The organism is Pseudonocardia sp. MH-G8 (assembly GCF_002262885.1).
GTDB lineage: Bacteria > Actinomycetota > Actinomycetes > Mycobacteriales > Pseudonocardiaceae > Pseudonocardia.
The window spans coordinates 438,397-462,188 of sequence record NZ_NKYF01000002.1 but is presented as its reverse complement, the minus strand read 5'-3'; the positions used below and the strand labels follow the sequence as shown (position 1 = coordinate 462,188).

The 23,792-nt window shown below is 73.2% G+C and carries 27 protein-coding genes; 14 read left to right on the top strand and 13 right to left on the bottom strand.

Annotated features, from left to right (window positions below; genetic code table 11):
* Positions 1 to 37 precede the first annotated feature (37 nt).
* Together CFP66_RS09190 and CFP66_RS09185 are read left to right on the top strand one after the other, a co-directional pair.
* Positions 38 to 1,522 carry a helix-turn-helix domain-containing protein gene (locus CFP66_RS09190; RefSeq protein ID WP_094922155.1) on the top strand — a complete coding sequence of 495 codons (1,485 nt, stop codon included), beginning with the start codon at positions 38 to 40 and terminating at the stop codon, positions 1,520 to 1,522.
* Between the two features lie 96 nt (positions 1,523 to 1,618).
* Entirely contained in the window at positions 1,619 to 2,287 is a 669-nt protein-coding gene (locus tag CFP66_RS09185; protein WP_233159252.1) for an RNA methyltransferase, read from the top strand.
* Positions 2,288 to 2,314: 27 nt separating this feature from the next.
* Here CFP66_RS09185 and CFP66_RS09180 read toward each other — a convergent pair whose 3' ends face one another.
* Positions 2,315 to 2,722, bottom strand: a complete 408-nt coding sequence (locus tag CFP66_RS09180; RefSeq protein WP_158228052.1) for a DUF4262 domain-containing protein — start codon at positions 2,720 to 2,722, stop codon at positions 2,315 to 2,317.
* 703 nt (positions 2,723 to 3,425) lie between these two features.
* Between CFP66_RS09180 and CFP66_RS09175 the strand changes: the two genes are divergently transcribed.
* Positions 3,426 to 4,130: an HAD family hydrolase gene (locus tag CFP66_RS09175; RefSeq protein WP_094922149.1), complete on the top strand. Its 705-nt coding sequence runs from the start codon at positions 3,426 to 3,428 to the stop codon at positions 4,128 to 4,130.
* 73 nt (positions 4,131 to 4,203) lie between these two features.
* Here CFP66_RS09175 and CFP66_RS09170 read toward each other — a convergent pair whose 3' ends face one another.
* Positions 4,204 to 4,842, bottom strand: a complete 639-nt coding sequence (locus CFP66_RS09170; RefSeq protein WP_094922147.1) for a DJ-1/PfpI family protein — start codon at positions 4,840 to 4,842, stop codon at positions 4,204 to 4,206.
* 21 nt (positions 4,843 to 4,863) lie between these two features.
* The gene (locus tag CFP66_RS09165) at positions 4,864 to 5,868 is read right to left on the bottom strand and encodes a GlxA family transcriptional regulator (protein ID WP_094922146.1); all 1,005 of its coding nucleotides are present in this window, start codon (positions 5,866 to 5,868) and stop codon (positions 4,864 to 4,866) included.
* 51 nt (positions 5,869 to 5,919) lie between these two features.
* Here CFP66_RS09165 and CFP66_RS09160 point away from each other — a divergent pair, with 51 nt between their 5' ends.
* On the top strand, positions 5,920 to 6,984 hold the full coding sequence (locus CFP66_RS09160; RefSeq protein ID WP_094922144.1) for a glycoside hydrolase family 76 protein: 1,065 nt from the start codon (positions 5,920 to 5,922) through the stop codon (positions 6,982 to 6,984).
* A 213-nt stretch (positions 6,985 to 7,197) separates the two neighbouring features.
* Here the strand turns inward: CFP66_RS09160 and CFP66_RS09155 are convergent, their stop codons facing one another.
* From CFP66_RS09155 to CFP66_RS09140, 4 genes are read right to left on the bottom strand one after another with little or no spacing between them, the layout of a single operon-like run.
* Entirely contained in the window at positions 7,198 to 7,899 is a 702-nt protein-coding gene (locus CFP66_RS09155; protein ID WP_233159251.1) for a DedA family protein, read from the bottom strand.
* Between the two features lie 51 nt (positions 7,900 to 7,950).
* Entirely contained in the window at positions 7,951 to 8,586 is a 636-nt protein-coding gene (locus CFP66_RS09150; RefSeq protein WP_094922143.1) for a DedA family protein, read from the bottom strand.
* Between the two features lie 28 nt (positions 8,587 to 8,614).
* Complete coding sequence (locus tag CFP66_RS09145) at positions 8,615 to 8,839, bottom strand: hypothetical protein (protein ID WP_143517184.1); 225 nt, start codon at positions 8,837 to 8,839, stop codon at positions 8,615 to 8,617.
* A 25-nt stretch (positions 8,840 to 8,864) separates the two neighbouring features.
* Positions 8,865 to 9,443, bottom strand: coding sequence for a SigE family RNA polymerase sigma factor (locus CFP66_RS09140; RefSeq protein WP_233159250.1), 579 nt, complete (start codon positions 9,441 to 9,443; stop codon positions 8,865 to 8,867).
* 141 nt (positions 9,444 to 9,584) lie between these two features.
* On the opposite strand from CFP66_RS09140, the gene fbaA reads away from it, so the two are divergent.
* The 5 genes from fbaA (at position 9,585) to CFP66_RS09115 (ending at position 13,906) form a co-directional block, all read left to right on the top strand.
* Entirely contained in the window at positions 9,585 to 10,616 is a 1,032-nt protein-coding gene (fbaA, locus tag CFP66_RS09135; RefSeq protein ID WP_094922138.1) for a class II fructose-bisphosphate aldolase, read from the top strand.
* A gap of 78 nt (positions 10,617 to 10,694) precedes the next feature.
* On the top strand, positions 10,695 to 11,108 hold the full coding sequence (locus CFP66_RS09130; RefSeq protein WP_094922137.1) for a DUF3151 domain-containing protein: 414 nt from the start codon (positions 10,695 to 10,697) through the stop codon (positions 11,106 to 11,108).
* A gap of 3 nt (positions 11,109 to 11,111) precedes the next feature.
* Entirely contained in the window at positions 11,112 to 12,224 is a 1,113-nt protein-coding gene (locus tag CFP66_RS09125) for an aromatic acid exporter family protein (protein WP_233159249.1), read from the top strand.
* 144 nt (positions 12,225 to 12,368) lie between these two features.
* Positions 12,369 to 13,019 (top strand): 1-acyl-sn-glycerol-3-phosphate acyltransferase, encoded by a 651-nt coding sequence (locus tag CFP66_RS09120; RefSeq protein WP_094922408.1) that lies wholly within the window; start codon positions 12,369 to 12,371, stop codon positions 13,017 to 13,019.
* Positions 13,020 to 13,306: 287 nt separating this feature from the next.
* On the top strand, positions 13,307 to 13,906 hold the full coding sequence (locus tag CFP66_RS09115) for a hypothetical protein (RefSeq protein ID WP_143517183.1): 600 nt from the start codon (positions 13,307 to 13,309) through the stop codon (positions 13,904 to 13,906).
* A gap of 27 nt (positions 13,907 to 13,933) precedes the next feature.
* Here the strand turns inward: CFP66_RS09115 and CFP66_RS09110 are convergent, their stop codons facing one another.
* Positions 13,934 to 14,569, bottom strand: a complete 636-nt coding sequence (locus CFP66_RS09110; RefSeq protein ID WP_094922134.1) for a TetR family transcriptional regulator — start codon at positions 14,567 to 14,569, stop codon at positions 13,934 to 13,936.
* Positions 14,570 to 14,655: 86 nt separating this feature from the next.
* Between CFP66_RS09110 and CFP66_RS09105 the strand changes: the two genes are divergently transcribed.
* Positions 14,656 to 15,105 carry a nitroreductase/quinone reductase family protein gene (locus CFP66_RS09105; RefSeq protein ID WP_094922132.1) on the top strand — a complete coding sequence of 150 codons (450 nt, stop codon included), beginning with the start codon at positions 14,656 to 14,658 and terminating at the stop codon, positions 15,103 to 15,105.
* Between the two features lie 22 nt (positions 15,106 to 15,127).
* Here the strand turns inward: CFP66_RS09105 and CFP66_RS09100 are convergent, their stop codons facing one another.
* Positions 15,128 to 15,853, bottom strand: a complete 726-nt coding sequence (locus tag CFP66_RS09100) for a hypothetical protein (protein WP_233159248.1) — start codon at positions 15,851 to 15,853, stop codon at positions 15,128 to 15,130.
* Positions 15,854 to 15,910: 57 nt separating this feature from the next.
* Between CFP66_RS09100 and CFP66_RS09095 the strand changes: the two genes are divergently transcribed.
* Positions 15,911 to 17,191 (top strand): adenylosuccinate synthase, encoded by a 1,281-nt coding sequence (locus CFP66_RS09095; protein WP_094922131.1) that lies wholly within the window; start codon positions 15,911 to 15,913, stop codon positions 17,189 to 17,191.
* Between the two features lie 371 nt (positions 17,192 to 17,562).
* Here CFP66_RS09095 and CFP66_RS09090 read toward each other — a convergent pair whose 3' ends face one another.
* The 4 genes from CFP66_RS09090 to nth form a co-directional block, all read right to left on the bottom strand.
* Positions 17,563 to 18,759, bottom strand: a complete 1,197-nt coding sequence (locus tag CFP66_RS09090) for a MarP family serine protease (RefSeq protein ID WP_094922129.1) — start codon at positions 18,757 to 18,759, stop codon at positions 17,563 to 17,565.
* Between the two features lie 19 nt (positions 18,760 to 18,778).
* A complete protein-coding gene (locus CFP66_RS09085) occupies positions 18,779 to 19,474 on the bottom strand; it encodes a CoA pyrophosphatase (protein WP_094922128.1) in 696 nt (231 codons plus the stop codon).
* Positions 19,471 to 20,118 (bottom strand): TlpA disulfide reductase family protein, encoded by a 648-nt coding sequence (locus CFP66_RS09080; protein WP_233159247.1) that lies wholly within the window; start codon positions 20,116 to 20,118, stop codon positions 19,471 to 19,473. Before CFP66_RS09080 ends, CFP66_RS09085 begins: the two co-directional genes overlap by 4 nt.
* Before the next feature lie 115 nt (positions 20,119 to 20,233).
* Positions 20,234 to 21,013, bottom strand: coding sequence for an endonuclease III (gene nth / locus CFP66_RS09075; protein ID WP_369804998.1), 780 nt, complete (start codon positions 21,011 to 21,013; stop codon positions 20,234 to 20,236).
* 333 nt (positions 21,014 to 21,346) lie between these two features.
* Here nth and CFP66_RS09070 point away from each other — a divergent pair, with 333 nt between their 5' ends.
* The 3 genes from CFP66_RS09070 to CFP66_RS09060 all read left to right on the top strand — a co-directional run bounded on the left by CFP66_RS09070 (position 21,347) and on the right by CFP66_RS09060 (position 23,782).
* Positions 21,347 to 21,598, top strand: coding sequence for a hypothetical protein (locus tag CFP66_RS09070; RefSeq protein WP_094922125.1), 252 nt, complete (start codon positions 21,347 to 21,349; stop codon positions 21,596 to 21,598).
* A gap of 146 nt (positions 21,599 to 21,744) precedes the next feature.
* Complete coding sequence (locus CFP66_RS09065) at positions 21,745 to 22,419, top strand: Crp/Fnr family transcriptional regulator (protein WP_094922123.1); 675 nt, start codon at positions 21,745 to 21,747, stop codon at positions 22,417 to 22,419.
* A gap of 121 nt (positions 22,420 to 22,540) precedes the next feature.
* Complete coding sequence (locus CFP66_RS09060) at positions 22,541 to 23,782, top strand: MFS transporter (protein WP_233159246.1); 1,242 nt, start codon at positions 22,541 to 22,543, stop codon at positions 23,780 to 23,782.
* Positions 23,783 to 23,792 lie beyond the last annotated feature (10 nt).

Sequence of the window (23,792 nt, the reverse complement as noted above, 5' to 3'; positions counted from 1 at the left end):
GCGGGAGACGCACCGGAGCGTCCGACGGAGGTTCGGGATGGACGAGCAGGCGCACCTGTCCGAGCGCGAACAGCTCGCGATGGCACGTCGTGGCGCGACGGCGGTCACGACACGGCTGTCCGCGTCCTGGCGCCGCAGCGAGAGCTACGGCGTGTCCCTGGACGCGGTCAACCCGGTCTTCGCAGGGCAGGTCGACGACGGGTCGCTGTTCTACGAGTGCGGGCAGGAGGTGCTGCGGGGCCTGCACGCGACGCTGGCGAACGAGCCGATCAGCCTCATGCTCACCGACAACGCCGGGCTGGTGCTGAGCCGGATGTGCAACGAGTCCGCGCTGCTGCAGGCCCTCGACCGGGTCTACCTCGCACCCGGTTTCGCGTTCTCCGAGCGCGAGGCCGGCACGAACGGGCTCGGCCTGGCCCTCGCCGACCGCACGCCGTCGCTCGTGCGTGCCGACGAGCACTACTGCACCGGGCTGTGGGGCTACACCTGCGCAGCGGTCCCGGTGACCGACCCGACGAGCGGTTCCCTGGTCGGCAGCGTCAACCTGACGACCTGGTCCCGGCAGTCGGACGACCTGCTGCTCGCACTGGCGCAGATGGCCGCCGGGCACACCTCGGCGCTCATGCTGGCGCGCTCGCGGGGGGCGCAGGCCCGGTCGTCGCCGCGCGGCGAGGTGTTCCGGGTGGCCCCGGTCGAGCGCGACGCGTCGCCGCCCGCGCTGTCGGCCGCCTGGCGCACCGCGCTGGACGGGGCGGCCGCGGCACTGGCGGACGACCGGGTGATTGCGGTCGTCGGGGAGCCGGGCGCCGGGAAGACCGCGCTGCTGGCCGCGGCGCACCGGCGCGTCCGACCCAACGGTCGCGTCCTGAACGCGAGGCCCCCGGATCCGCGCGACGCGGAGTCCTGGCTCGCCCTGTGGACCCCCGAGCTGGGCAAGGACCGCACCAGCGTGGTGGTCGGACGGGTCGACGGGCTCCCTTCCTGGGTGGCCGCGGAACTCGCGGGGATCTTCGAGCGCGTCGCCGCCGCCGGGTCCGGGCACCACCGCAGGCCGTTCGCGCTCACGGCCGAGACGCCCGAGGCGATCCCGGCCCCGCTGCGGGAGCTGGTCGACGAGGTGGTGGCTGTCCCGGCGCTGCGCTACCGCCCCGACGACGTGCTGCCGCTGGCCCGGTGGTTCGCCCGGCGCGCCCGTGGCCGCGAGGTCCGCTTCACCCCCGCGGCCACCCGCGCGCTGGCCGCCTACCACTGGCCGGGCAACGCCGCACAGTTGCAGCAGGTGGCGCGCGAGGCGGTCACGCGCGGCGACGTCGTGGACGCCCGGCACCTGGCCGCCGAGGTGTTCAGCGGAGCCACCCGAAGGCTCACCCGGATCGAGACGATCGAGCGGGACGAGATCGTGCGCTGCCTGCTGGAGCCCGGCGCCACGGTGAACCGGGCGGCGGCCGACCTGGGCATGAGCCGGGCGACGATCTACCGGAAGATCACGCAGTACGGGATCCGGATGCCGGGCCGCGGATGAACCCGGCGTGCCACACAACGAACGGCACTCTCGTCGGTTCCTAGCCGACGAGAGCGCCGTTCGTTGCGTGGGAGGGCGCCGGGCATCATCGCCGATGTGACTGCCGAGGACGACGGAGCGGGACCCAGCGAGTGGGCGGTGCCGGGGCAGGTCGGTGTGGGGCCGTGGCCCGACGGTCCGGCCTCGTGGCCCCGCGACGAGCGGTACGACCCCGAGCTGCTCGAGCACGGCGACGCCCGCAACGTGGTGGACGACTACCGCTACTGGCGCCGCGACGCCGTGGCCGCCGACCTCGCCCGCCGCGCCCATCCTTTCCACGTGGCGATCGAGAACTTCGGCCACGACCACAACATCGGCACGGTCGTGCGCACGGCGAACGCGTTTGCGGCTTCCGGCGTGCACATCGTGGGCCGGCGCCGGTGGAACCGGCGCGGCGCCATGGTGACCGACCGCTACCTGCAGGTGCACCACCACGAGACGCTCGCCGGCCTCGCAGGCTTCGCCGACGCGAACGGGCTCGTGGTCGTGGCCGTGGACAACACGCCCGGCGCGGAGCGGCTCGAGACCGCCGCGCTGCCCCGCGAGTGCATGCTGCTCTTCGGGCAGGAGGGCCCGGGCGTCACCGGTGAGGCCCGCGCCGCGGCCGGGTTGACGGTGTCGATCGCCCAGTTCGGCTCGACGCGTTCGATCAACGCCGGCGTGGCGGCCGGTATCGCCATGCACGCGTGGATCCGGCAGCACGCCGACCTCGACGCGGCCTGGTGAACGCTGCCGATCACCGCCGGCGGAGGGTCAGACCGGCACCAGCTCGTCGGCCGGCACGACCAGCAGCGCGGGGACCGGGGGACCGCCGGGCAGCTGGTAGAGGTCGTGGGCGGCGAACAGCCAGTCGGCCGATTCGGGGAACGTGAGCAGGTGCACGTCGCCGCTGCGCAACCGGATCCGCTCGCAGGGGGAGAGGACGTGGCCGAGGCGGACCAGCTCGCCGAGGTCGTTGAGCACCGCGGCCGAGACGGCGGGGGCGGTGGCGAACAGGATGAGCTCCGGGTGCCGGAACCCGGACAGCCCGACCGTGTAGACGAAGGGCGGGCCGTCCTCGTCACCCGGAACTGCGTGCAGCGCCCAGCCGTGCAGGCGGATCGTCTCGCGCTGCCAGGCATCGTGCTGGTCGGCCTGGTGGACGGATGCGATGGGGTCCATGGTCTCGAACATACATTCGAACCCTGACGAAATCGCGTGGGCACGCCGGTCGGGGCTCGCCTGGTGCCGACCGATCGCCAGGCGGTCGTGTCGGACCGGCGCGATCTCGCTCAGCCGGAGCTCGTGCTCGCCCTCCGTGCCGAGGGCGGCTGGGTGGGGTGCCCGATGATCACCGGTAAGGGTGGATCTGGACCACCGCAAGGTGCGCGAGCTCGCAGCAGGGGCGCTCTCGTCCGGGACAGGCCTGGGCCCGCGCCGGGGACGGCCGCCCACCCAGTCCTGATATTCGGTAGTTCTGCCAACCCGGCCGCGTCGCCGACGGGCAGGAACAGGGGAACCCGGCCGACTGCGCGGAAGGCCTGGGCCGGGGTGTGGGGCAGTGGCTGCGAGCCGGGAACGGCGCGCCCACAGGAGATTCCATGACCATGTAGACGTGAGAGGGGTTGGATCTTTGAGGGACCCCTCTCAGGTCTATCTGATCATGAAGAGGGCGGCTTTGATCAGCGAAAGTGGTGTGAGGGCGACAGATGTGACGCCCTCACACCACTCCTGGCGATCACGACGGCGAGCCGCGTGCGAGAAGCACATGAGCACGGTCGCGAGGGCCCTGACGTACGTCTCGGACCGATCATCCGGCGGCCGGCACGGATCCCACCGCGTAACTCGGGTGCCCACCCCTCGGGGGTCGTGGCACCCTCGCCGGATGCGCCTGGTGGAGCCCGGTGGGAGAGCCTGCCTCCTCTTCGACGCCGATGACACGCTGTGGGAGAACAACGTCTTGTTCGAGCGCGTGATCGACGCCTACCTGGACTGGCTGGCCCACCCGACGCTCGATCGGGCCGCCGCACGGGCGGTGCTCGACGAGGTGGAGCGGGCCAACGTCGTCGTGCACGGGTACGGCAGCGCGAGCTTCCTGCGCAGCCTGCACGACTGCTTCGCGCGGCTGTCCGAGCGGCCGGCCTCCGACGCGGAGGCGCGGGAGATCGAGGAGCTCGCGGCGGCGCTCGCGTTCGACGAGGTGGAACTCGTGCCGGACGTCGCGGCCACGCTGACCGACCTCGGCAGCCGTCACGACCTCGCCCTGCTCACCAAGGGTGACCCCGCCGAGCAGCAGCGCAAGATCGACGCCTCTGGCCTCGCGCACCACTTCACGGACGTCCGCATCGTGGCCGAGAAGCGCGTGGACACCTACCGCGCCCTCACGGCGGAGCTGGGTCTCGCGCCCGCGTCGACGTGGATGATCGGCAACTCCCCGCGCTCGGACATCCTCCCGGCCCGGGCGGCCGGCCTGCGCGCGGTGTTCATCCCGAACGCCCACACCTGGGTGCTGGAGGAGGACGAACTGGACCATGCCGACGACGGGGTGCTGCACCTGCGGCACTTCCGGGAGCTCGTCCAGCACTTCTGATCGGGGAGCCCGATGTCCGTCGACCCGCGCGCACCGACGAGTCGGTGCGGTTCGGACCGATCACCGCTCCGCGTCAGGAGCGCAGCTTCGCGTACTCCCCCACTCGCTCCATGACGACGGCGTCCACCTTGCTCGGGTGCCCCGCGTCGAACGGCGGCTGCGGGTCGTACTCGATGAACACCTGCGCGGCCCGGGCCGCCACGTCGTCGACGAGCAGTTCGGCCAGCCGGATCGCCATGTCGATGCCGGACGAGACGCCGGCCGCGGTGATGATCCGTCGGTCGAGGTGCTCCACGACCCGCTGCTGCACCGGTACGGCGCCGAGTTGCCGCAGGTGGTCGTAGACGCTCCAGTGGCTGGTGGCGGTGAGGCCGTCGAGCAGCCCGGCGGCGGCGAGGGCGAGCGAGCCGCTGCACACCGAGGTCGTGAACCGCGTGCCCGGGTGCACCGCGCGCAGCCAGTCCAGGGCCGGCCCGCCGCCGAGCATGTCGCGGGTGCCGACGCCCCCGGGCATGACCACGACGTCGGGCGCGGGCACCTCGTCGAACGCCGCGTCGACGGTGAGGCCGAGGAACCCGTTCTCGGTGCGGACCTCGCCGCGCCGCTCGCCGGTGAACACGATGTCCAGCTCGGGGATGCGTTGCAGCACCTCGTAGGGCCCGATCGCGTCGAGCGCGGTGAGGCGGGGGAACAGGGCGATGGCGACCTGCACGGTCGTCTCCTTCCGGGAGGTTCAGGCGCGGACCACCGCGAAGCGGCGGCGGTAGTGGTCGGGTGCGACGCCCAGCCGGCGCAGGAACGCGCGCCGCATGGTCTCGGCCGAGCCGAAGCCGGCCCGGGCGGCGGCGACCGTGACGAGCACCGGTTCGGACTCGAGCACCCGGCGGGCGGTGTCGACCCGTACCTGCTCGACGTAGTCGCCGGGCGGGCAGCCCAGCGCTCGGGTGAACTCGCGGCTGAAGTGCCGCTCGCTCATGCCGACCCGGGCGGCGAGCACGGACACCCGCAGGTCGGCTGCGGGGTCGCCGTGGATGAGGTCCTGCGCCTCGCGGACGCCTGCGCGGCGGGCGGGCGGCGACCACACGGGTCCGGCGAACTGGCTCTGGCCGCCGGGCCGGCGCAGGAACACCACGAGGTGGCGGGCGATCTGCTGGGCTACCTCGGCGCCGTGGTCGGCCTCGACCAGCGCGAGCGCGAGGTCGATGCCGGCCGTGACGCCGGCGGCCGTCCAGATGCGGCCCTGCCGCAGGTAGATCGCGTCGGCCTGCACGTCGACGGCGGGGTGGTCGCGGGCGAGCTTGGCGGCGTAGTGCCAGTGCGTGGTGACGCAGAGCCCGTCGAGCAGCCCCGCGCTCGCGAGCGCGAACGCGCCCGTGCAGACCGACACGACCCGCTCGGCGCGCTCGGCGGTCCTGCGCAGCCAGCCGACGAACGGGTCCCCGTCCGCCATCGCGAGGGTGCTCGTGCCGCCGGGAACCAGCAGGGTGCCGACGGGGCCCGACTCGGGTAGCGGGCCCTCGGCCACCAGCTGCAGCCCACTGCGCGCCCGCACCGGGCCCGGCCGCTCCGCCACCAGCGACACCCGGTAGCCGGGGCCGTCGCCCCGGTGTTCCAGGAGCTGGTCGGCCCCCGAGAGCACCTCGTGCGGCCCGGTGACGTCGAGCGGCTGGACGCCGTCGAACAGCGGGATCAGTACGTGGTGCGCGGGCACGTCACGAGCCTCGCCCCGCTGCGGCATGGCGTCAACGACAGGGATCCCACCATTTCGGCCATCGGGCAGACTGGCCGGATGGCTCCCGCGGACGTCGACTGGTCGGTACGGGCGGGCATCGCGGAACGGGCGGTCGTCCGCCGGCACCTGCGGCGCGTGGGCGGCGTCCTGCCCGGCACGCGGATCGGTCGGGTCCGCTGGCCACGCCGGGCGCCCGCGCCGCCCGCGCCGTGGCACTACTGGTGGCAGGCCCACCTGCTGGACTGCCTGGTGGACGCGCAGCTGCGGGCCCCGCAGCGGCAGCGGGCCAAGGCGATCGCGGCCGTCGCGCGCAGCGTGCGGGTGCGCAACGCCGGGTCGTGGCTCAACCGCTACTACGACGACATCGCGTGGCTGGGCCTGGCCGTGCAGCGCGGGGGCACGCTGTCCGGCCGCTCCGGGCCCTCCGCGCTTCCCACGATCATGGCCCGCCTGCACGACGGCTGGACCGAGGGCGGGGGCGGCGGGATCTGGTGGCGCCGTGACGACGACTTCAAGGCCGCCCCGGCCAACGGCCCCGCGGCGATCCTGCTGGCTCGCGACGGGCAGACGGCGTTCGCCGCTGCCATCACCGACTGGATGGCCGAGACGCTCGTCGATCCCGGGTCCGGTCTGGTCCGCGACGGTGTGCGGGTCGCGTCCGACGGCAGCATCCGGGTGGTCGAGCCGAACATCTACACCTACAACCAGGGCGTGTACCTGGGTGCCTGCGTCGAGCTCGCGGCGCGCGACGGGCACCAGCGCTGGACCGACCGCGCGATCGCCCTCGTCGACGCGCTGCGCCAGCGGCTCGCCGGACCGGACGGGGTGCTGCCTGGGTCGGGCGGGGGCGACGGCGGGTTGTTCGCCGGCATCACGGCCCGCTACCTCGCCGATGCGGCGCTGCGGGTGCCGGAGCTGGCGGACGCCACGAAGGGGCTCGTGTTCGCCAACGCCGAGGCGGCCTGGAAGGGCCGGGCCGAGATCGGTGGCGGTCCCGTCTTCTCCGCGGAGTGGCGGGACCCGGCGCCGGAACCGCGGCGCGGCGTGCCCGAGGCCGACCTGTCGGTGCAGCTGTCGGGCTGGATGCTGCTGGAGGCCGCGGCCCGCCTGCAGGTGACCTGAAGCCGCTGCCTGCCGGACACCCCCGACCCCGACATGCGTGCACCGAGACCCCAACTCGCGGGTGTTGGGGCGCGACTCGCGGGTGTTGGGGCGCGATACGCGCGCTCGCGCGCCCCGACTCGCGGGGCACGCCCGTTCTCCGCGAGTCGGGGTGTGGATGTGCGCGTGTCGTCGTCTGGTGCCTGTGTGTCGCGGGGGTGGCGGGGCCCGGCGTCAGGCGGCGTCGCGCAGGTCCGGGTCGTTCGCCCGGTCCTCCGGGTGCGGCGCGGTCTCGTCCACGGGCCTGCGCACGTCCTGGACGTACCGGTACAGGCCGTAGCCGCTGCCGATGACGAAGAAGCCGACCGCGAGGATCGTGGCCACCTCCTTGAGCCACGGCAGCGTGTCGAGCAGGCCGGCGCCGTAGTAGCCCAACATGATCAGCGTGGGCACCCAGATCACCGCGCCGACGGCGTTGGCCACGATGTAGCGCCGGTTGTCCATGCGGGCGGCGCCGGCGATCATCGGCGCGAGCGTGCGCACCCAGGGCAGCCAGCGCGCCACGACGATCGCCCAGAACCCCCAGCGGTCGAAGAACGCGGCCGCCCGCTCCAGGTTGGTGCGGTTGAGGATGCGCCCCTCGCGGCGGGCCAGCATGCGGGTGCCGGCGTAGCGGCCGACGAGGTAGCCGACCTGGTTGCCCGCGACGGCGACGCCGGCGGCCACGAACCCGAGCGTCCACGCGCTGCCCTCGTGCGCGCCGTGGGCGAGCACGACGCCTGCCGCGAGCAGCAGCGAATCGCCGGGTAGGAACATCCCGACGATGAACGCGCACTCCAGGAACACGAAGGCGAGGACGACGGCCCAGACCGTGATCGGCCCGGCCGCCTCCAGCGGCCCGGCGAGGGCGAGCTGATGTGCGGCGGCGACGGTCACGGGACTCCAGGGTAGGCGCTCACCCCAGCCTCGCTGCTGCGCCGATCGGCGTTACGTCGCCTGCGCGCGCCGGGCGCGCACCAGCTCGATGACGATCGGGAGCAGCGACAACGCGACGATGAGGATCAGCATCATCTCGATGTTCTCCCGCACGAAGGCGAACTGGCCGAGCCAGAACCCGAGAACGGTGACGCCTGCCGCCCACACGACGCCGCCCAGCAGCGAGTACGTGAAGTAGCGACGCGCATCCATCCGCCCGACGCCCGCCATGACCGTGATGAAGGTGCGCACGATCGGCACGAACCGCGCGAGCACGATGGCCCGGTTGCCGTACCTGTCGAAGAAGCCCTGTGTCTTGACGACGTGCTCGGGCTTGAACAGCCGGGACTGCGGCTTGTCGAAGATCGCGGGTCCGGCCGCCCGGCCCATCCAGTAGCCGGTGGCATTGCCGACGAACGCCGCGGCCACGAGGATCAGGCAGACCAGCCAGAGCGGCGTGTCGATCGCGCCCTGCGCGACGAACAGGCCCGCCGTGAACAGCAGCGAGTCGCCCGGCAGGAAGAAGCCCAGCAGCAGGCCGCACTCGGCGAAGACGATCAGGGCGAGCCCCACGAGCGCCCACGGGCCGAGCCACGCGATGATCGAGTCGGGCTGGAGCCACTCCGGTCCGAGTGCGAGCGTCGTCACGGGAGGAGAACGTACCTGGCGGGGCGGTTCACCCGAGAGGCGGTAGCACCCCCGGGGCCAGGAGGGAGATCAGCGCGAGCACGGTGCCCAGGGCTGCGCCCCCGAGCAGGGCGACCAGCAGGGCAGCGGTGAGGTTGGCGCCGGGGGGTGTCCGCGCGGGCCGCGCCGCCCGCGGGGTGCCCCGCGGGGCACCCGAGGCCCGGGCGCTCAGCGCCTCGGCGACCCGGCGCTCGGACTCGTCGCTCGCGGTCACGGACGTCATGGTGCCGCACGCGGTGTCACGTGCGCGAACCCATCACCCGTCCGACCGCGTCGAGCGCGCGACTCGCCGTGGACTTCACCGTGCCCCTGCTGATCCCGGTGGCCTCGGCGATCTCGGCCTCGGTGAGGCCGCCGTAGTAGCGCAGCACGAGCACCTCGCGCTGGCGCGGCGGCAGCGTGGCCAGGGCGTCCACCACGGCCTGGTGCTCGGTGGACAGCATCGCCAGCGACTCGGCGGAGCGGGCGTTCACCTGGTGGGGAGGCACGTAGTCGCGGGCCGTGCGCCTGCGCCGCAGGACCGAGCGCGAACCGTTGACGACCGCGGTGCGCAGGTAACCCACGGCGGCGGCTTCGTCGCGCAGGCTCGACCAGTGCCGGTGCAGCCCGGTGAACGCCTCCTGTACGACGTCCTCGGCGGTGCTCGGATCGTCGACCAGCAGGACGGCGAGCCGGACCATGCGCATCCGGTGGTCGCGGTAGAGGTCGGAGAGCGTGAGGGGGGCGCCCGGTGTGGGCGCAGGGGCAGGCTGCGCGTCGAGGCGCCTCAGCCGAGAGAGCGTCGCCTCGACGGCGTTACCCCCGCCGCCACCCAGCACCCGACCGAGCCTAGTGCTTCCCGCCGAACCTCCGGCAGGGAGCACCGGTGCCCGCGCCGCTCCGCTCCGCCACGGGCGACGCCACGCGGGTGGTGCGCGATACTGCGCGCGGAAAGCTGCGGACGTCGAGGAGGGCCAGCCGTGCCGATCGCCACCCCCGAGATCTACAACGAGATGCTGGACAAGGCCAAGAGCGGCGAATTCGCCTACCCGGCCATCAACGTCACCAGCACGGAAAGCCTGAACGCCGCGCTGCGCGGGTTCGCCGACGCCGAGAGCGACGGCATCGTCCAGATCTCCACCGGCGGGGCGGAGTTCCTGTCCGGCACGAAGGTCAAGGACATGGTCACCGGTGCCGTGGGGCTCGCCGAGTTCGCGCACGTCGTGGCGAAGAAGTACCCGGTGAACATCGCGCTGCACACCGACCACTGCCCGAAGGACAAGCTGGACACCTACGTCCGGCCGCTGATCGCCATCAGCCAGGAGCGCGTGGACCGGGGTGAGAACCCGCTGTTCCAGTCGCACATGTGGGACGGGTCGGCCACCGAGCTGCACGAGAACCTGCGCATCGCGGCGGAGCTGCTCGACACCGCGGCCAAGGCGAAGATCATCCTCGAGGTCGAGATCGGTGTCGTCGGCGGCGAGGAGGACGGCGTCGCGAACGACATCAACGAGAAGCTCTACACTGCGGCCGGCGACTACGAGGCCACGGTCGAGGCGCTCGGGGGCGGCGAGAAGGGGCGCTACCTGCTGGCGGCCACCTTCGGCAACGTGCACGGCGTCTACAAGCCGGGCAACGTCAAGCTCCGGCCGGAGATCCTCAAGCAGGGCCAGGAGGTGGCCACCGCGAAGCTCGGGCTCGCGGCGGGCTCCAAGCCGTTCGACCTGGTCTTCCACGGCGGCTCGGGCTCGTTGCTCGAGGAGATTCACGAGGCGCTCACCTACGGCGTGGTGAAGATGAACATCGACACCGACACCCAGTACGCCTTCACCCGGCCCATCGCCGCGCACATGTTCTCGAACTACGACGGCGTGCTGAAGGTGGACGGTGAGGTCGGCAACAAGAAGGTCTACGACCCGCGGTCGTACCTGAAGGCCGCCGAGGTCGGGATGGCCGAGCGCGTGGCGCACGCCTGCGAGAACCTGAAGTCGACGGGCACCACCGTGCGCTGACACCCCCGGGTCGTGAGTGGGAACGAGTGCCAGGGCCCTCGTTTCCACTCACGGGTCGCGGAGCGGCAGGATGGCCCCATGAGTCTTGAGGGCAACCTGCTCGGGCCGGAACCGACACTGCTGCCCGTCGACCCGGCGGCCGCGGTCCTCGACCGGGGCGACGACCCGGCCGAGGTGGCGGCGGCGCACCCGACGTCCAGCCTCGCGTGGGCGGTGCTCGCCGAGGGCGCGCTCGCCGAGGAGCGCACGATCACCGCGTACGCCTACGCGCGCACGGGCTACCACCGCGGCCTCGACCGGCTGCGCCGCTCGGGGTGGAAGGGCTTCGGGCCGGTGCCCTGGTCGCACGAGCCCAACCAGGGTTTCCTGCGGGCCCTGGCGGCCCTGTACCGAGCGGCGGCGGCGATCGGCGAGGCCGACGAGGCGGAGCGCTGCCGCGTCTTCCTCGCCGACTCCGACCCGGCCGCGCCGGCCGCCCTCGGCCTGAGCTGATCGGTGCCCGCGGCCGCGCGGATGCGCGCCCGGCTCGCCGACGGGACCCGCCGGCTGCAGTTCTCCGCGCTCCCGATCGGGCAGTGCGCGGTCGCCGCGGGCCTTGCGTGGTTCGTGGCGAGCGACCTCGTCGGCCACGCGCGCCCGTTCTTCGCGCCGATCGCCGCGGTGATCTGCCTCGGGGTGTCGCTGGGCAGCCGGCTGCGCCGGGCGGCCGAGCTGGTGGTCGGGGTGGCGCTCGGCGTGCTCGTCGGGGACATCCTGATCTCGTTGATCGGCAGCGGTCCGTGGCAGATCGCGCTCGTCGTGGCGCTCGCGATGGCCACGGCGGTGTTCGCCGACGGCGCCACCCTGCTCGTGGCCCAGGCGGGCGCGTCGGCGGTGCTGGTGGCCACCCTGCTGCCGCCCGGTGACGTCGGCGGGCTCGACCGCTGCGTCGACGCGCTGATCGGCGGCGCCGTCGGCCTGCTCGTGGCCGCCGTGCTGCCTTCGGATCCCGTCGGCCCGGTCCGTCGAGAAGCGCGTGCTCTGCTCGACGAGCTGTCCAACGTCCTCGCCCGCACCGGTGACGCGCTGCGGGACCGCAACCCGGAGGCCGCGGCCGCGGCGTTGAACCGCGCCCGCGAGAGCCAGCCGCTGATCGACGAGCTGCGCGGCGCGTTGCGCGGCGGGCACGAGGTCACCCGCGTCTCGCCGTTGCTGCGCCCGCGGCGGCGCGTGCTGGGCAAGTTCGCGGAGCTGGCGGAGCGGTCCGACTACGCCATGCGCAACGCCCGCGTGCTCGTCCGGCGCGCGTACACCGCCCTCTGCGACGACGAACCGGCGGCTGCCGAGCTCGCCGACGTCCTGGCGGAGCTGTCCACCGCCGTCAAGGTGCTCACCGCCCAGCTCGGCCGGGACGGGGACCGGGAACGGGCGCGCGGACCGGTGCTCGAGACGGTCCGGCACGCGCGGCGGCTGCAGGCGACGTGGAGCCCGGGGCCGTCCGAGGTCGTGATCATGGCGCAGCTGCGTTCCATCGTGCTGGACCTGCTGCAGGCCACCGGGTTGACGCGGACCGAGGCGCTCGCGGCGATGCGGGACGCACCGGACGGGGGAGGCGACGCGAACTCCTGATGGAGGACGCATCCCGAACCCGGGGCTGACCGTCCGCGGTCGCGGCGCACGCGACACGCCGCGCCGTGCCTCCGTCCGGGTGGTCGTGGACCCGTTCGGGAACCCGACGCGGGCGCTCACCGTTCCCCGCGCGTGCATCTGCTCATGCGCTGGCTCCTCGCACCGCTCGCCCGGCTGATCTACCGGCCGGTCGTGCACGGGCTGGAGTGGGTGCCGCGGGAGGGGCCGGTCATCCTGGCGGCCAACCACCGCGCGGCCGTCGACACGGCGGTGATCGCGCTGACGACCGGGCGCCCCGTGTCGTTCCTGGGCAAGGAGGAGTACTTCGTCGGCACGGGCCTGCGCGGCCGCGCGCTCGCGTCGTTCCTGTCGGCCCTGGGGTACGTGCCGGTCGACCGGACGAACGCCAAGGCCGGGCTGGCCGCGTTGACGGCCGCACGCCGCGTGCTCGACGAGGGCGGCGCGTTCGCGATCTATCCGGAGGGCACGCGGTCGCTCGACGGGTGCCTGCACCGCGGCCACACCGGAGTCGCGAGCCTCGCCCTGGGTACGGGTGCCCCGGTGGTGCCGGTCGGGCTGATCGGCACCGAGCGGGTGCAGCCGGTCGGGGTCCGGATCCCGCGGCCCCGCCGGGTCGTCGTCCGGTTCGGGCCGCCGCTGGACTTCACCCGCTACGAGGGTCTGGAGGGCTCGAGCGCGATCCGCCGGGCGGTCACCGACGAGGTGATGGACGCGATCGTGCGGCTGTCGCACCAGGAGTACGTCGACACCTACCACGAGCGCCCGGCCGCCTGACGACGCTCCGTCGCGGTGCGTCACGGCTGGTCGAGCCGGTGATGTCGGGCATCGCCCGTCCGAGTGGCGCCGGAGGTGCGGCACCGCGTGCAGTAGGCGTCGCTCGCCCGTGAGAGGGTGCCGTGGTGAGCGAGCCATCCCGGTGGGGCCCGCCCGGCTTCGACGCGGCTTCCGGCCCGACGGTCCCCCTCCCGACAGCCCCTCGACAGCCAGTGCCCAGGCCGCCCGTGGCGACCCGACCGACGGCACCGCACCCCACGCGCCAGATGGCGCCGCACACGCGCCAGATGGCGCCGCCCCCTCCGCAGGCCTCCCGCAACGCCTACGCCGGCTACGACGACCCCGCGGGTGACGACGGCGCGGACTACGGCCGGGCCGACTACGAGCGGGCCGACTACGACGACACGCGCCGCGACGATCGCCGGCCTGCGCGGTCGCAGAGCCGAGGACAGCTCTTCGCCTGCGTGGTCCTGGTGCTCACGCTCATAGTGTCCGCCCTGCTGGGCGTGCTGACCTACCAGGCGCTCGTGTCGGTCGACCTCATCTCCGCGGACCCGTTCGGCAGCATGGCGGGCTGGGCGAGCACCCTCGGAGCGGTGGCGGTGGGCGCCATCGTGGTGTTCGTGCTCGCCGTGGTCGCGGTGGCCGTCGCCCGCCCGAAGGCGCTGGCCGGACTCGCGCTCGGTGCCTCGCTGCTGCTTCCCCTCGGGGCCGTCGGAGTGGGTGTCTGGTACGGGGGCGACGTGCTCCGCCAGAACGTCCAGAACGACATCGAGGCGGAGAGCGCCGAGGCGGCTCGCGCCTTCGTGGCGGAACTCGAGCGCAACGTCCCGGACATCGGGCCCCTGCGGGACCTGGTCCGAGGCCTCGCCGAGCAGAACGGCTGAGCCGCACCCGGCCCCTCCCACTCGGGGTCAGCTGTCGGCGACGCCCGGCGACGAGGGGTAGTCCAGACCCTCGGCCAGCAGGTCGAACGCCTCGTCGAGCAGGTCCGACAGGAGCGCTTCCGGACGGTGGACCTGCCACCCGCTCACGGTGCTCTCGAGCGCGCACAGGGTGATCGTCGCCACCAGCTCCGGTCGCCCGTCGCGCGCGGGGTCGACCCCCATCCGCAGCGCCAGCAGGCGGGCCAGCTCGCCACTGCGGAGCACACCCTGGTGCAGGGACGCCGCCCGCACCGTCGCACTGGTGAGGAGTAGTGCGCGGACGTCGCGGAGGCGGTGCTGGCCGTCTCCGGACCTGTCGTCCTCGTGCGAGCGTGCGACCCCGACGACGGCCCGGCGTAGCGCCGTGAGCACCGACTCCGCGGCCGGCCGCGCCTCCAGCGCTCGGATCACCGCCGTGACCTGGTCGTCCAGCAGCGAGACGGCGACCTCCTCCTTGGAGGAGAAGTAGCGGAAGAAGGTGCGAGGTGAGACGTCGATGGCTGCCGCGATCTGCTCGACGGTGGTGTTCTCGACGCCCTGGCGCGCGAACAGCGTGCACGCCGCCTCGGTCAACGCCTCCCGCGTCCTGCGCTTCTTGCGTTCACGCAGCCCCGCTTCGCTCACCGCAGCACGGTACGTCGAGCGGGGTGCGCCGGACAAACAGAAGTTGTCACTTGCTGACAAATGTCACGACATGACAGAATTTCGCCATGCCGAAGGCTCCGCACGCCGCACACCCGTTCTGGACGCTGCACCGTCAGGGCGCCCGACTCAACCGAGCGCTCTTCCGTTGGAGCGGAGGCCGCGTCGGAGGGACGTTCCGCGGCGTACCGGTCCTGCTGCTCGACCACGTCGGTCGCAGATCGGGAGTGGCCCGCACCAACCCCTTGATCTACCTCGACGATGCCCCTGACCTGGTTGTCGTGGCTTCGAAAGGAGGGTCCGACACGCACCCGGCCTGGTTCCACAACCTGATGGCGATGCCCACGACGGACGTCGAGCTGCCGGGAGGCGTTCGGCGCCGGGTGCGGCCGCGGGTCGCCGATGGGCCGGAGCGTGAGCGGCTGTGGGGCCACCTCGTGCAGATCTACCGCCCCTATGCGAGCTACGCGACCTACACCGACCGGGAGATCCCCGTCGTCGTCCTGGAACCCGCATAGGGCGAGATCGGCGGAACGCGGCTCAGGGCCGCACCAGCAGCCAGTCGTCGGTGTGCCGGTACCAGGTCCAGCGCGGCACCGCCCGCGGGTGGGCCACCCCGTCGACGATGACCGTGTTCGGCTCGAAGCCCACCTGCACCGCGCGCCCGCGACTCGAACCCGTGCCGCTCGTGGCGCGCGACGACACCGGACGCGTCCGGCCGTCGGGAGCCCGCCCGCTCCACCCGGCCCGTACGGAGATCCCTTCCGGACCGGGGGTGACGACGAGGCGCCGGGCCGGCCCGCGCAGCACGAGCACGTCGTCGCAGTAGCACTCGCCGCGCACGTCGTGCAGCTCCCCGCGGCCCACGAGCACGCCACCGCTGTCGTCGCGGACGAGCGGGACGCGCGAGGCCTTGCCCTCCACCGCCAGCGTGGCCGCGTGCGCTCCCGTGGGCAGCCCCCACGCCGCCGTCGCCGGTGACGGTGCTTGCGGCAGGTAGGCGACCTCGGTGCCCAGCCGGTCGGTGCGCAGCAACCGCAGCAGCACGGCCGCGAGGGCGGCGTCGGTGCCGCTCACCACCACGCGGCGGGGTCGGTGCTCGGCGAGTACGGGGTCGAGCGTGGCCCGATCCGGACGAGCGGGCAACGCCACTACCGGGAGGGCGGCGAGGGAGTCGGCACGGCGACTACCGTGCACGGGGAGCCGCGGTGCCTGCTCGGTGTCGGAGCAGGTCAGCAGCACCACGTCCGAATCGATCGGGTTCACTTGATCGGTTACCCTTCCCCGCCGCGTGTCGATGCGCGGCCAGGAGTGGAGTTTCACATGCCGGCGATCGTGCTGATCGGCGCCCAGTGGGGCGACGAGGGCAAGGGCAAGGCCACCGACATCCTTGCTGGCCAGGTCCAGTGGGTGGTGCGTTACCAGGGCGGCAACAACGCCGGCCACACGGTGGTGCTGCCCGACGGCCAGGACTTCGCCCTGCACCTGATCCCGTCCGGGATCCTCACGCCCGGTCTGCGCAACGTGATCGGCAACGGTGTGGTGGTGGACCCGGGGGTGCTGCTCGACGAGCTGTCCGGGCTCGAGGCCCGCGGCGTCGACACGAGCAACCTCATGATCAGCGCGGACGCGCATTTGATCATGCCGTACCACGTGGCCATCGACAAGGTCACCGAGCGGTTCCTCGGCAAGGCCAAGATCGGTACCACCGGCCGCGGCATCGGCCCGGCCTACCAGGACAAGGTCGCGCGCGTCGGCGTCCGGGTGGCCGACGTGCTCGACGAGAAGATCCTGCGCCAGAAGGTCGAGGCCGCTCTCGACCTCAAGAACCAGATGCTGGTCAAGGTCTACAACCGCCGGGCCCTCGACGTCGACGAGGTCGTCGACACCGTGCTGCAGCACGGGCGCCGGTTCGCCGAGCGGATCGCCGACACCCGCCTGCTGCTCAACAAGGCGCTCGAGAACGACGAGACCGTGCTTCTCGAGGGGTCGCAGGGCACCCTGCTCGACGTCGACCACGGCACCTACCCGTTCGTGACCAGCTCGAACCCGACGGCGGGCGGCGCGGCCGTCGGCTCCGGCATCGGGCCGAACAAGATCACTCGAGTGATCGGGATCCTCAAGGCCTACACGACGCGTGTCGGCTCCGGTCCGTTCCCCACCGAGTTGCTCGACGCGATGGGTGAGCACCTGCGCAAGGCGGGCGGCGAGGTGGGCGTCACCACCGGGCGGCCTCGGCGCTGCGGCTGGTTCGACGCGGTGATCGGGCGCTACGCCGTGCGGGTCAACGGGATCACGGACTTCTTCCTCACCAAGCTGGACGTGCTCTCCGGGCTGGAGAACGTGCCGATCTGCGTGGGCTACGAGGTCGACGGCAAGCGCGTGGACGACATGCCGATGACGCAGACCGACGTGCACCACGCCCTGCCCGTCTACGAGGAACTACCGGGCTGGTTCGAGGACCTGTCGGCCTGCCGGACCTTTGACGATCTCCCCGCGAACGCGCGGGCCTACGTGCAGCGGATCGAAGAGCTCACCGGGGCGCCGGTCAGTGCGATCGGTGTCGGGCCCGGGCGGGACCAGACGATCACGCGGGACGTCTGACGTCGGTGGCCTCGGCGACCGCGGTCGCCGGGGCCGCACGGCCGGCACGAACACGGCCAGTACCGCCACCACCACGAGCGTCGCGGCCGCCACCACACCCGCCTGCCCCGGCAGCGACGGCCGTTCCGGCCAGCCGAGCAGCATCACGCAGGCGGCTGCGGCGACCGCTCCGGCCAGGAGGGGTGCGACGGTCCGCGCGGTCGTCACCTGCCGCCTGGTCGATCGCTCGGAGCGGGATCGGGGATTGGCGTAGTTCACGCTAGGACAATCGGTCCAACGCGGGCTGGCGTTGCACCCGTCGTCGCTGCGTGACCGCGCGTGCGAGGCCTGTGACCAGCAGGAACAGGCCGTGGCGTGATCGCTGCTCCGGGTCAGACCGCGCAGTTGCCGGTGTCGACCTCGCGCCGCAGGCCCGAGGCCTGCTCCACGGCGCCCGCGACCTGGTCGACGGTGAGGACGAACCCGGTCTCCTGGTCGTCGAGCGCCGCACCGAACACCACGCCCACGACGCGGCCGTCCGGCGCGATCATCGGCCCACCGGAGTTCCCGGAACGCACGACCGCCCGCACGGTGTACACCTCGCGGGTGACCTCGCCGGAGTCGTAGATGTCCGGGCCCTTGAGGTTGATCAACGACCGGACCTTCGCCGCCGTGGCCGTGTACGGGCCGTCCAGCGGGTAGCCCACGATGATCGCGTCGTCGCCCGCGGCGGCGGCACCCGGATCGAACGACAGCGGATCGGCCTCCAGGTCGGGCACGCGGATCACGGCGAGGTCGACGGCCGGGTCGTAGAGCACCACCTCGCCGTCCAGCTCCCGCACCTTGCCCCGGCTCGTGCGGATCTCGACCCCGGTCTCGGCGGTGCCCGCGACGACGTGGGCGTTGGTCATGACGAGCTCGGGGCCGATCACGAAGCCGGTGCCCTCGAGCTGCCGGGCGCACGATGGCGCGCGCCCGCGGACCTTCAGCACGCTGCTCGCGACCTCGTCGACGACCGCGCTCTGGGCCAGCGCCGGGTCGGGCACACCGACCTCGGTGATCGGGGTCTCCGAGAACGGGCTCAGCACGTTCGGGAAGCCGGAGTTGTTGAGCAGCTGGCCCAGCTCGGCCGGCAGCGCCTTGGCGGCCTCCGGCATCACGTTGTCGACGGTGCGCAGGACGTCGGAACCCCGCACGGCCGACGCGAGCCCGGGGAAGCTCGCCGAGGCCAGCGGCAGGGCGACGAGCCACGCCGCGACCACGACCGTGAGGGCCTGCAGGATCGAGCCCAGCGTGGAGTCGACCTGCAACGAGCGCGCACCGGTGATGCGGTCGCGGATGCGCCTGCCGAAGAAGACGCCCGTGGTCTCCCCGAGCGCCACCAGCAGCACGACCACCGCGATGCTGACGATGATCCGCGTGGTGGGTGCCTCGACGCCCGCGGCCAGCAGGGGCGCCAGCCGCACGCCCAGCACGGCACCGGTGAGCACCCCGACGAACGACAGCAGCGCCACCGCCATGCCGTGGCGCCACCCGGAGACCGCCGCGATCAGAGCGAGCAGGACGACGACGACATCAACCCAGCTCACGTGGTCCCGGCCCCCGAGTTCATCCTGCGACCTCCCGCCGACCGGCCCGTGCCGCCGACCACGCAGCGTCGAGGCCGACCACCCGAGTGGTGTCCCACGAACGCGCCCATCCCCCACGATCCAACAGCGCGGACAATAGGCCCCCGGTGAAACCCCACACGAGCAGACCCGCCACGGTGAATGCCGGGCCGGTGTAGCCGGACGGGTGGCGCACCCGCAACCGGTGGGCCGGATCGGCGAGCGCGGCGACCGGCACGCGCACCACGCTCGCGGTCTCGCGCGGATCGACCGCGTGCACCGCGACCGGGCGCTCCCAGTGGGCGAGCACCGGGGTGACGACGAAACCCGACGGTGGGACGAACAGCTCGGGCAGCAACGCGAGCGGGACCACTCCGGACGGCTCCACGCCGGCCTCCTCCTCGGCCTCCCGCAAGGCCGTGGCCACCACGTCGGCGTCGTCGGGATCGGCCCCGCCGCCGGGGAAGGCCACCTGACCGGCGTGGTTGCGCAGCGTGCTGGCCCGCTCGACCAGCAGCACGTCCGGGCCGTGCGCGAGGTCCTCACCGAAGAGCATCAGCACCGCCGCGCGGCGCCCTCCGGTCGCAGGAGGGATCCTGCGGTGGCCCAGGGTCGCTGCGTCGACGTCCTCGACGCCCTGAAGCAGGGGCTGCAGCCACGCCGGGGCCCGCTCGGGTCGCAGGACGGGTGCGGTCACGACAACCGCTCCACGGCCTCGGCAACCTCGTCGGCGGTGGCGAACGGGGTGGGCGGGTCGACCCGCACCGCGGTGCCGTCGGCGCGCACCACGTACGAGGCGGGCAGCGCGGGTGGAACGTCCAGCGCGGCGCGCAGCGCGCCGTCCGGGTCGGTGACCGACGGGAGGGCCACGCCGAGCTCGGCGAGCAGGCCCAACGCGGCGCGCGGATCGTCGCGCACGTCGATGCCGAGCACGGGCACGGCGCCGGGCCGCGCGGCGTACTCGACGAGTGCGGGCAGCTCGTCGCGGCACGGCTCGCACCAGGAAGCCCAGACGTTGAGCAGGGCGGGGCCGCCGGCGAGCGCGGCGCCGACGTCGACGACGCCGGGGGCGCCCAGGCAGGGAACGGTGACCCCGGCCAGCGGGCCTGCGGGTGCCGTGCCGGTGGGGCCGGGGCAGGCCACCGAGCCCGCGGCCGCGCGCGCGTCGGCGAGCTCCGCGTCGGGCACCGGGGCCGGCTCGCCCGTGGCCGCGGGCGGGCGTTCGGGGGCCGGGGCGTCGTCGCGGGGCCATAGCGCGAACACGGCGACGGCTGCCAGCACCGCGACCACGACCGTGGTGACGACCTCCGAGCGGCGCATGCCCGCGCCAGGACCGGTCACGCGCTCGCCCGGACGCGGTCGCACACCGACTTCCGCGCTGCCACACCGACTGCAGTCGGTGTGGCAGCGCCAGGATCGGTGTGCGAGCGACGGCGGGCGGCGGCGGCGCGAAGGGTCACGGGGCGTCCGCGTCCTCGCGGCCGACCGGCGCCGGCGCGTCGTCGTCGGGGATGCCGACGATCTCGAGCAGGTGGGCCCGCGACGGGCCCTTGAGCAGCGCGGACGCCGCGATCGGGTCGGTGGGGCCGGCACCGAAGGTGGGGCAGTCGGCACTGAGCGAGCAGGCCCCGCACGCCGGCTTGCGCGCGTGGCAGACCCGACGCCCGTGGAAGATCACGTAGTGCGACACCATCGTCCAGTCGCGCTTCGGCACGAGCGCACCGATGGCGTGCTCGACCTTGACCGGATCCTCCTCCTCGGTCCAGCCCCAGCGCCGCACCAACCGGCCGAAGTGGGTGTCGACCGTGATGCCGGGGACGTCGAAGGCGTTGCCGAGGATGACGTTGGCCGTCTTGCGCCCGATCCCGGGCAGCGCCACGAGCTCCTCGAGCGTGCGCGGCAACTCGCCGTCGTGCTTCTCGACGACCGCGGCCCCGAGACCGATGAGCGAGCCCGCCTTGTTCCGGAAGAAGCCGGTGCTGTGGATCATCTCCTCGAGCTCCGCGCGGTCGGCCTGCGCGTAGTCGAGCGCGCTGCGGTAGCGGCGGAACAGCGCCGGTGTGACCGAGTTGACCATCTTGTCGGTGGATTGGGCCGACAGCACCGTGGCCACGGCCAGCTCGAGCGGCGTGGTGAAATCGAGCTCGCAATGGGCGTCGGGATGGGTGGCGGCGAGCGTGCGCAGCATCCGGCCGACGCGCCGGGCCCGGCCCAGCGCGGGCTCCCCCGCGGCGATCCGCTTGGCGAGGCGGGCCGCGCTCCGGGCCGTGGCCCGCGGTGCGGGAGCGGGCTCTGCGGCGCCCCGCGCCGACGTGCTGCGGGAGGCGGTGGTCACGGTGTGAGAGTACGGAAGCCCCCCGACAGTGTTGGATGGCCTCCGCTTCGCTGCGGCGGGTCGATCCGACGCAACGGACGGCACTCTCGTTGGCTAGGTAGCGACGGGAGTGCCGTTCGTTGGTGGTCACCGCGCTGTTCGTGGCGACATTGGTCACGAAATGGTCTCGGGATGGGAACGCGCCGACCCCCGCCGCCGCGTCGCCGGGCCCGGTGCGGGAGCATCAGCGTCGACATGACTGCCTGGTTGTCCGTCCTCGTGCCGCTGCTGGTGATGTTCTTCGCGCTCGGAATGGAGCGCGTGGAGTCCAAGCTGCGGGAGACCACCGTGCGCCCGGAGGAGCTCGAAGAGCTGCTCGAACGGCCCCGTCCCGACGAGGTCCGTGCCCTCTTCCGGCAGGGCTCGGGCCGCGCTCTGGAGCTGTTCCGGCTCCGCAACCGGAGTTCGCGAGGGCGGCGCCCCGGGCGTCGCAGTAAGGCTGCCTGAGCGGCAGATCAGGGCGATCCGGGGTGAATGTCCCCCGGTCGTGGGAGCAAATCGGCGGTTGCCGCGTCACCGACGGTGCGCGCACCCCCTAGACTGACGCGCCGGTGATCCGCCGCGGGGCAGCGGCCGGGACGAGGAGCGGTGCAGTGGACGAAGTTCTGATCCGCGCAGGGATCTTCCAGGGCGTCGAGCCCCACGCGGCCGACGCGCTGGCCCAGGCGCTCGAGCCTGCGGAGTTCCCGCGTGGGCACGTGATCTTCGCGGAGGGCGAGCCGGGCGACCGGCTCTACATCGTGGGCAGCGGCAAGGTGAAGATCGGGCGGAAGTCGCCGGACGGCAGGGAGAACCTGCTGATGGTGGCCGGGCCGTCGGACATGTTCGGTGAGCTGTCCATCTTCGACCCGGGGCCACGAACGTCCTCGGCCACGGCGGTCACCGAGGTCCGCACGTACACGATGGACCGGCCCGCGCTGCGGGAGTGGATCGGCAAGCGCCCGGAGATCGCGGAGCAGCTGCTGCGCGTGCTCGCCCGGCGGCTGCGGCGCACCAACAACGCGCTCGCCGACCTCATCTTCACCGACGTGCCCGGTCGCGTCGCGAAGGCGCTGCTGCAGCTGGCGCGCCAGTTCGGGTCCCAGGAGTCGGGCCTGCTGCGCGTCACGCACGACCTCACGCAGGAGGAGATCGCCCAGCTGGTCGGCGCGAGCCGTGAGACGGTGAACAAGGCCCTCGCCGACTTCGCCCACCGCGGCTGGCTGCGGCTGGAGGGCAAGAGCGTGCTGATCCTCGAGCCCGAGCGGCTCGCGCGCCGCGCCCGCTAGCTCCCCGCCTCGACGTACGAACGGCACTCTCGTCCGATAGACCGGGACGAGGGTGCCGCTCGTACGTTGCTTCGTCGGAACTGAGTGGTACGGCCGTACCAGAATGTGTCACGCTGGACGCGTGACAGCCGCTCCCGCCACCCTCGCCGACTACCGCGCTGCGCTCACCGCACCGGGAGCCGCCGTGCCGGTGCTCGCATCGGCTGTCGGCCGGTTCCCCATCGCGATGCTGTCGCTGGCCACGCTGCTCTACATCCAGCAGGTGAGCGGATCGTTCGCCGTGGCGGGGCTGGTCTCGGCGGGCACGATGATCGGTGTCGCGGCCGGGTCGGTCACACAGGGCCGGCTGATGGACCGGTTGGGGCCGACCCGGCCGTTGCTGGTGATCATCGCGTTGTTCGTGGTGGCGGTGTGCGCCCTGGTGGCCGCCGTCGAGACCGGGCAGCCGGTGCCGGTGCTGGTGGTGTTGGCCACGTTCTCGGGCCTGGTGCACCCCGCGCTCGAGGGCGCCTCCCGGTCGCTGTGGAGCGTGCTCGTGCCGCCGGGGCCCGCCCGTGCGGCGGCCCTGAGCTACGAGGCGATCAGCCTGGAGGCCTTCTTCATCCTCGGGCCCGCCACTGCTGCGTTCCTCGTCACCGCGCCGTGGCCCGGCCTCGGCCTGGCGGTGGCCGCCTCCGCGATGACGCTCGGCGCCACCGGCTTCGCGCTGAGCCGGCCGGCTCGTCGGACGGCGCCGATCCCCACCACGGGCCGGAGCACCCTGCTGGGCCCGCTCGCGAGGCCGGGGATGCGGACGGTGGCGCTCGCCGCGCTGGGATTCGGGCTCGTCGTCGGATCGGTGGAGGTCGGGGTCCCCGCCGTCACGGCGGCTGCCGGGTCGCCCGCGATGGGTGGGGTCCTGCTGTCCGCGTGGTCGGTGACGTCCGTGCTGGCCGGCGTGCTCTACGGCATGCGCCCCTGGCCCCGCCCGCTGCACCTGCGGATGCCGGTGCTGCTCGCCGTGTTCGGCGTGCTGGTGGCGGCGATGGCGTTGTCCGGGCCGACGGCCTCGCTGCCGGTGCTCGTGGTCACCATGCTCGTTGCCGGTGCGCTGATCACCCCGCTCGTCACCGGGCAGTCACTCGCCGTCGACATCACCGCCCCTCCCGGTACTGCCACCGAGGCGTTCGGGTGGGTGATCACCGCGGCCACCCTCGGCATCGCGACCGGGCAGTCGAGCGCCGGCGTCGTCGTCGAGGCGTATGGGCCGACTGTGGCGTTCCTCACCGGCGGCGCGGCGGGCGTGGTGCTGGCGGCGGTGCTGTGGTTGCGCCGCGCCACCCTGCTGCCCGGCCCCGTGGGACAGCCGGCCGTCGCGGCCTGAGCGGGGCTCG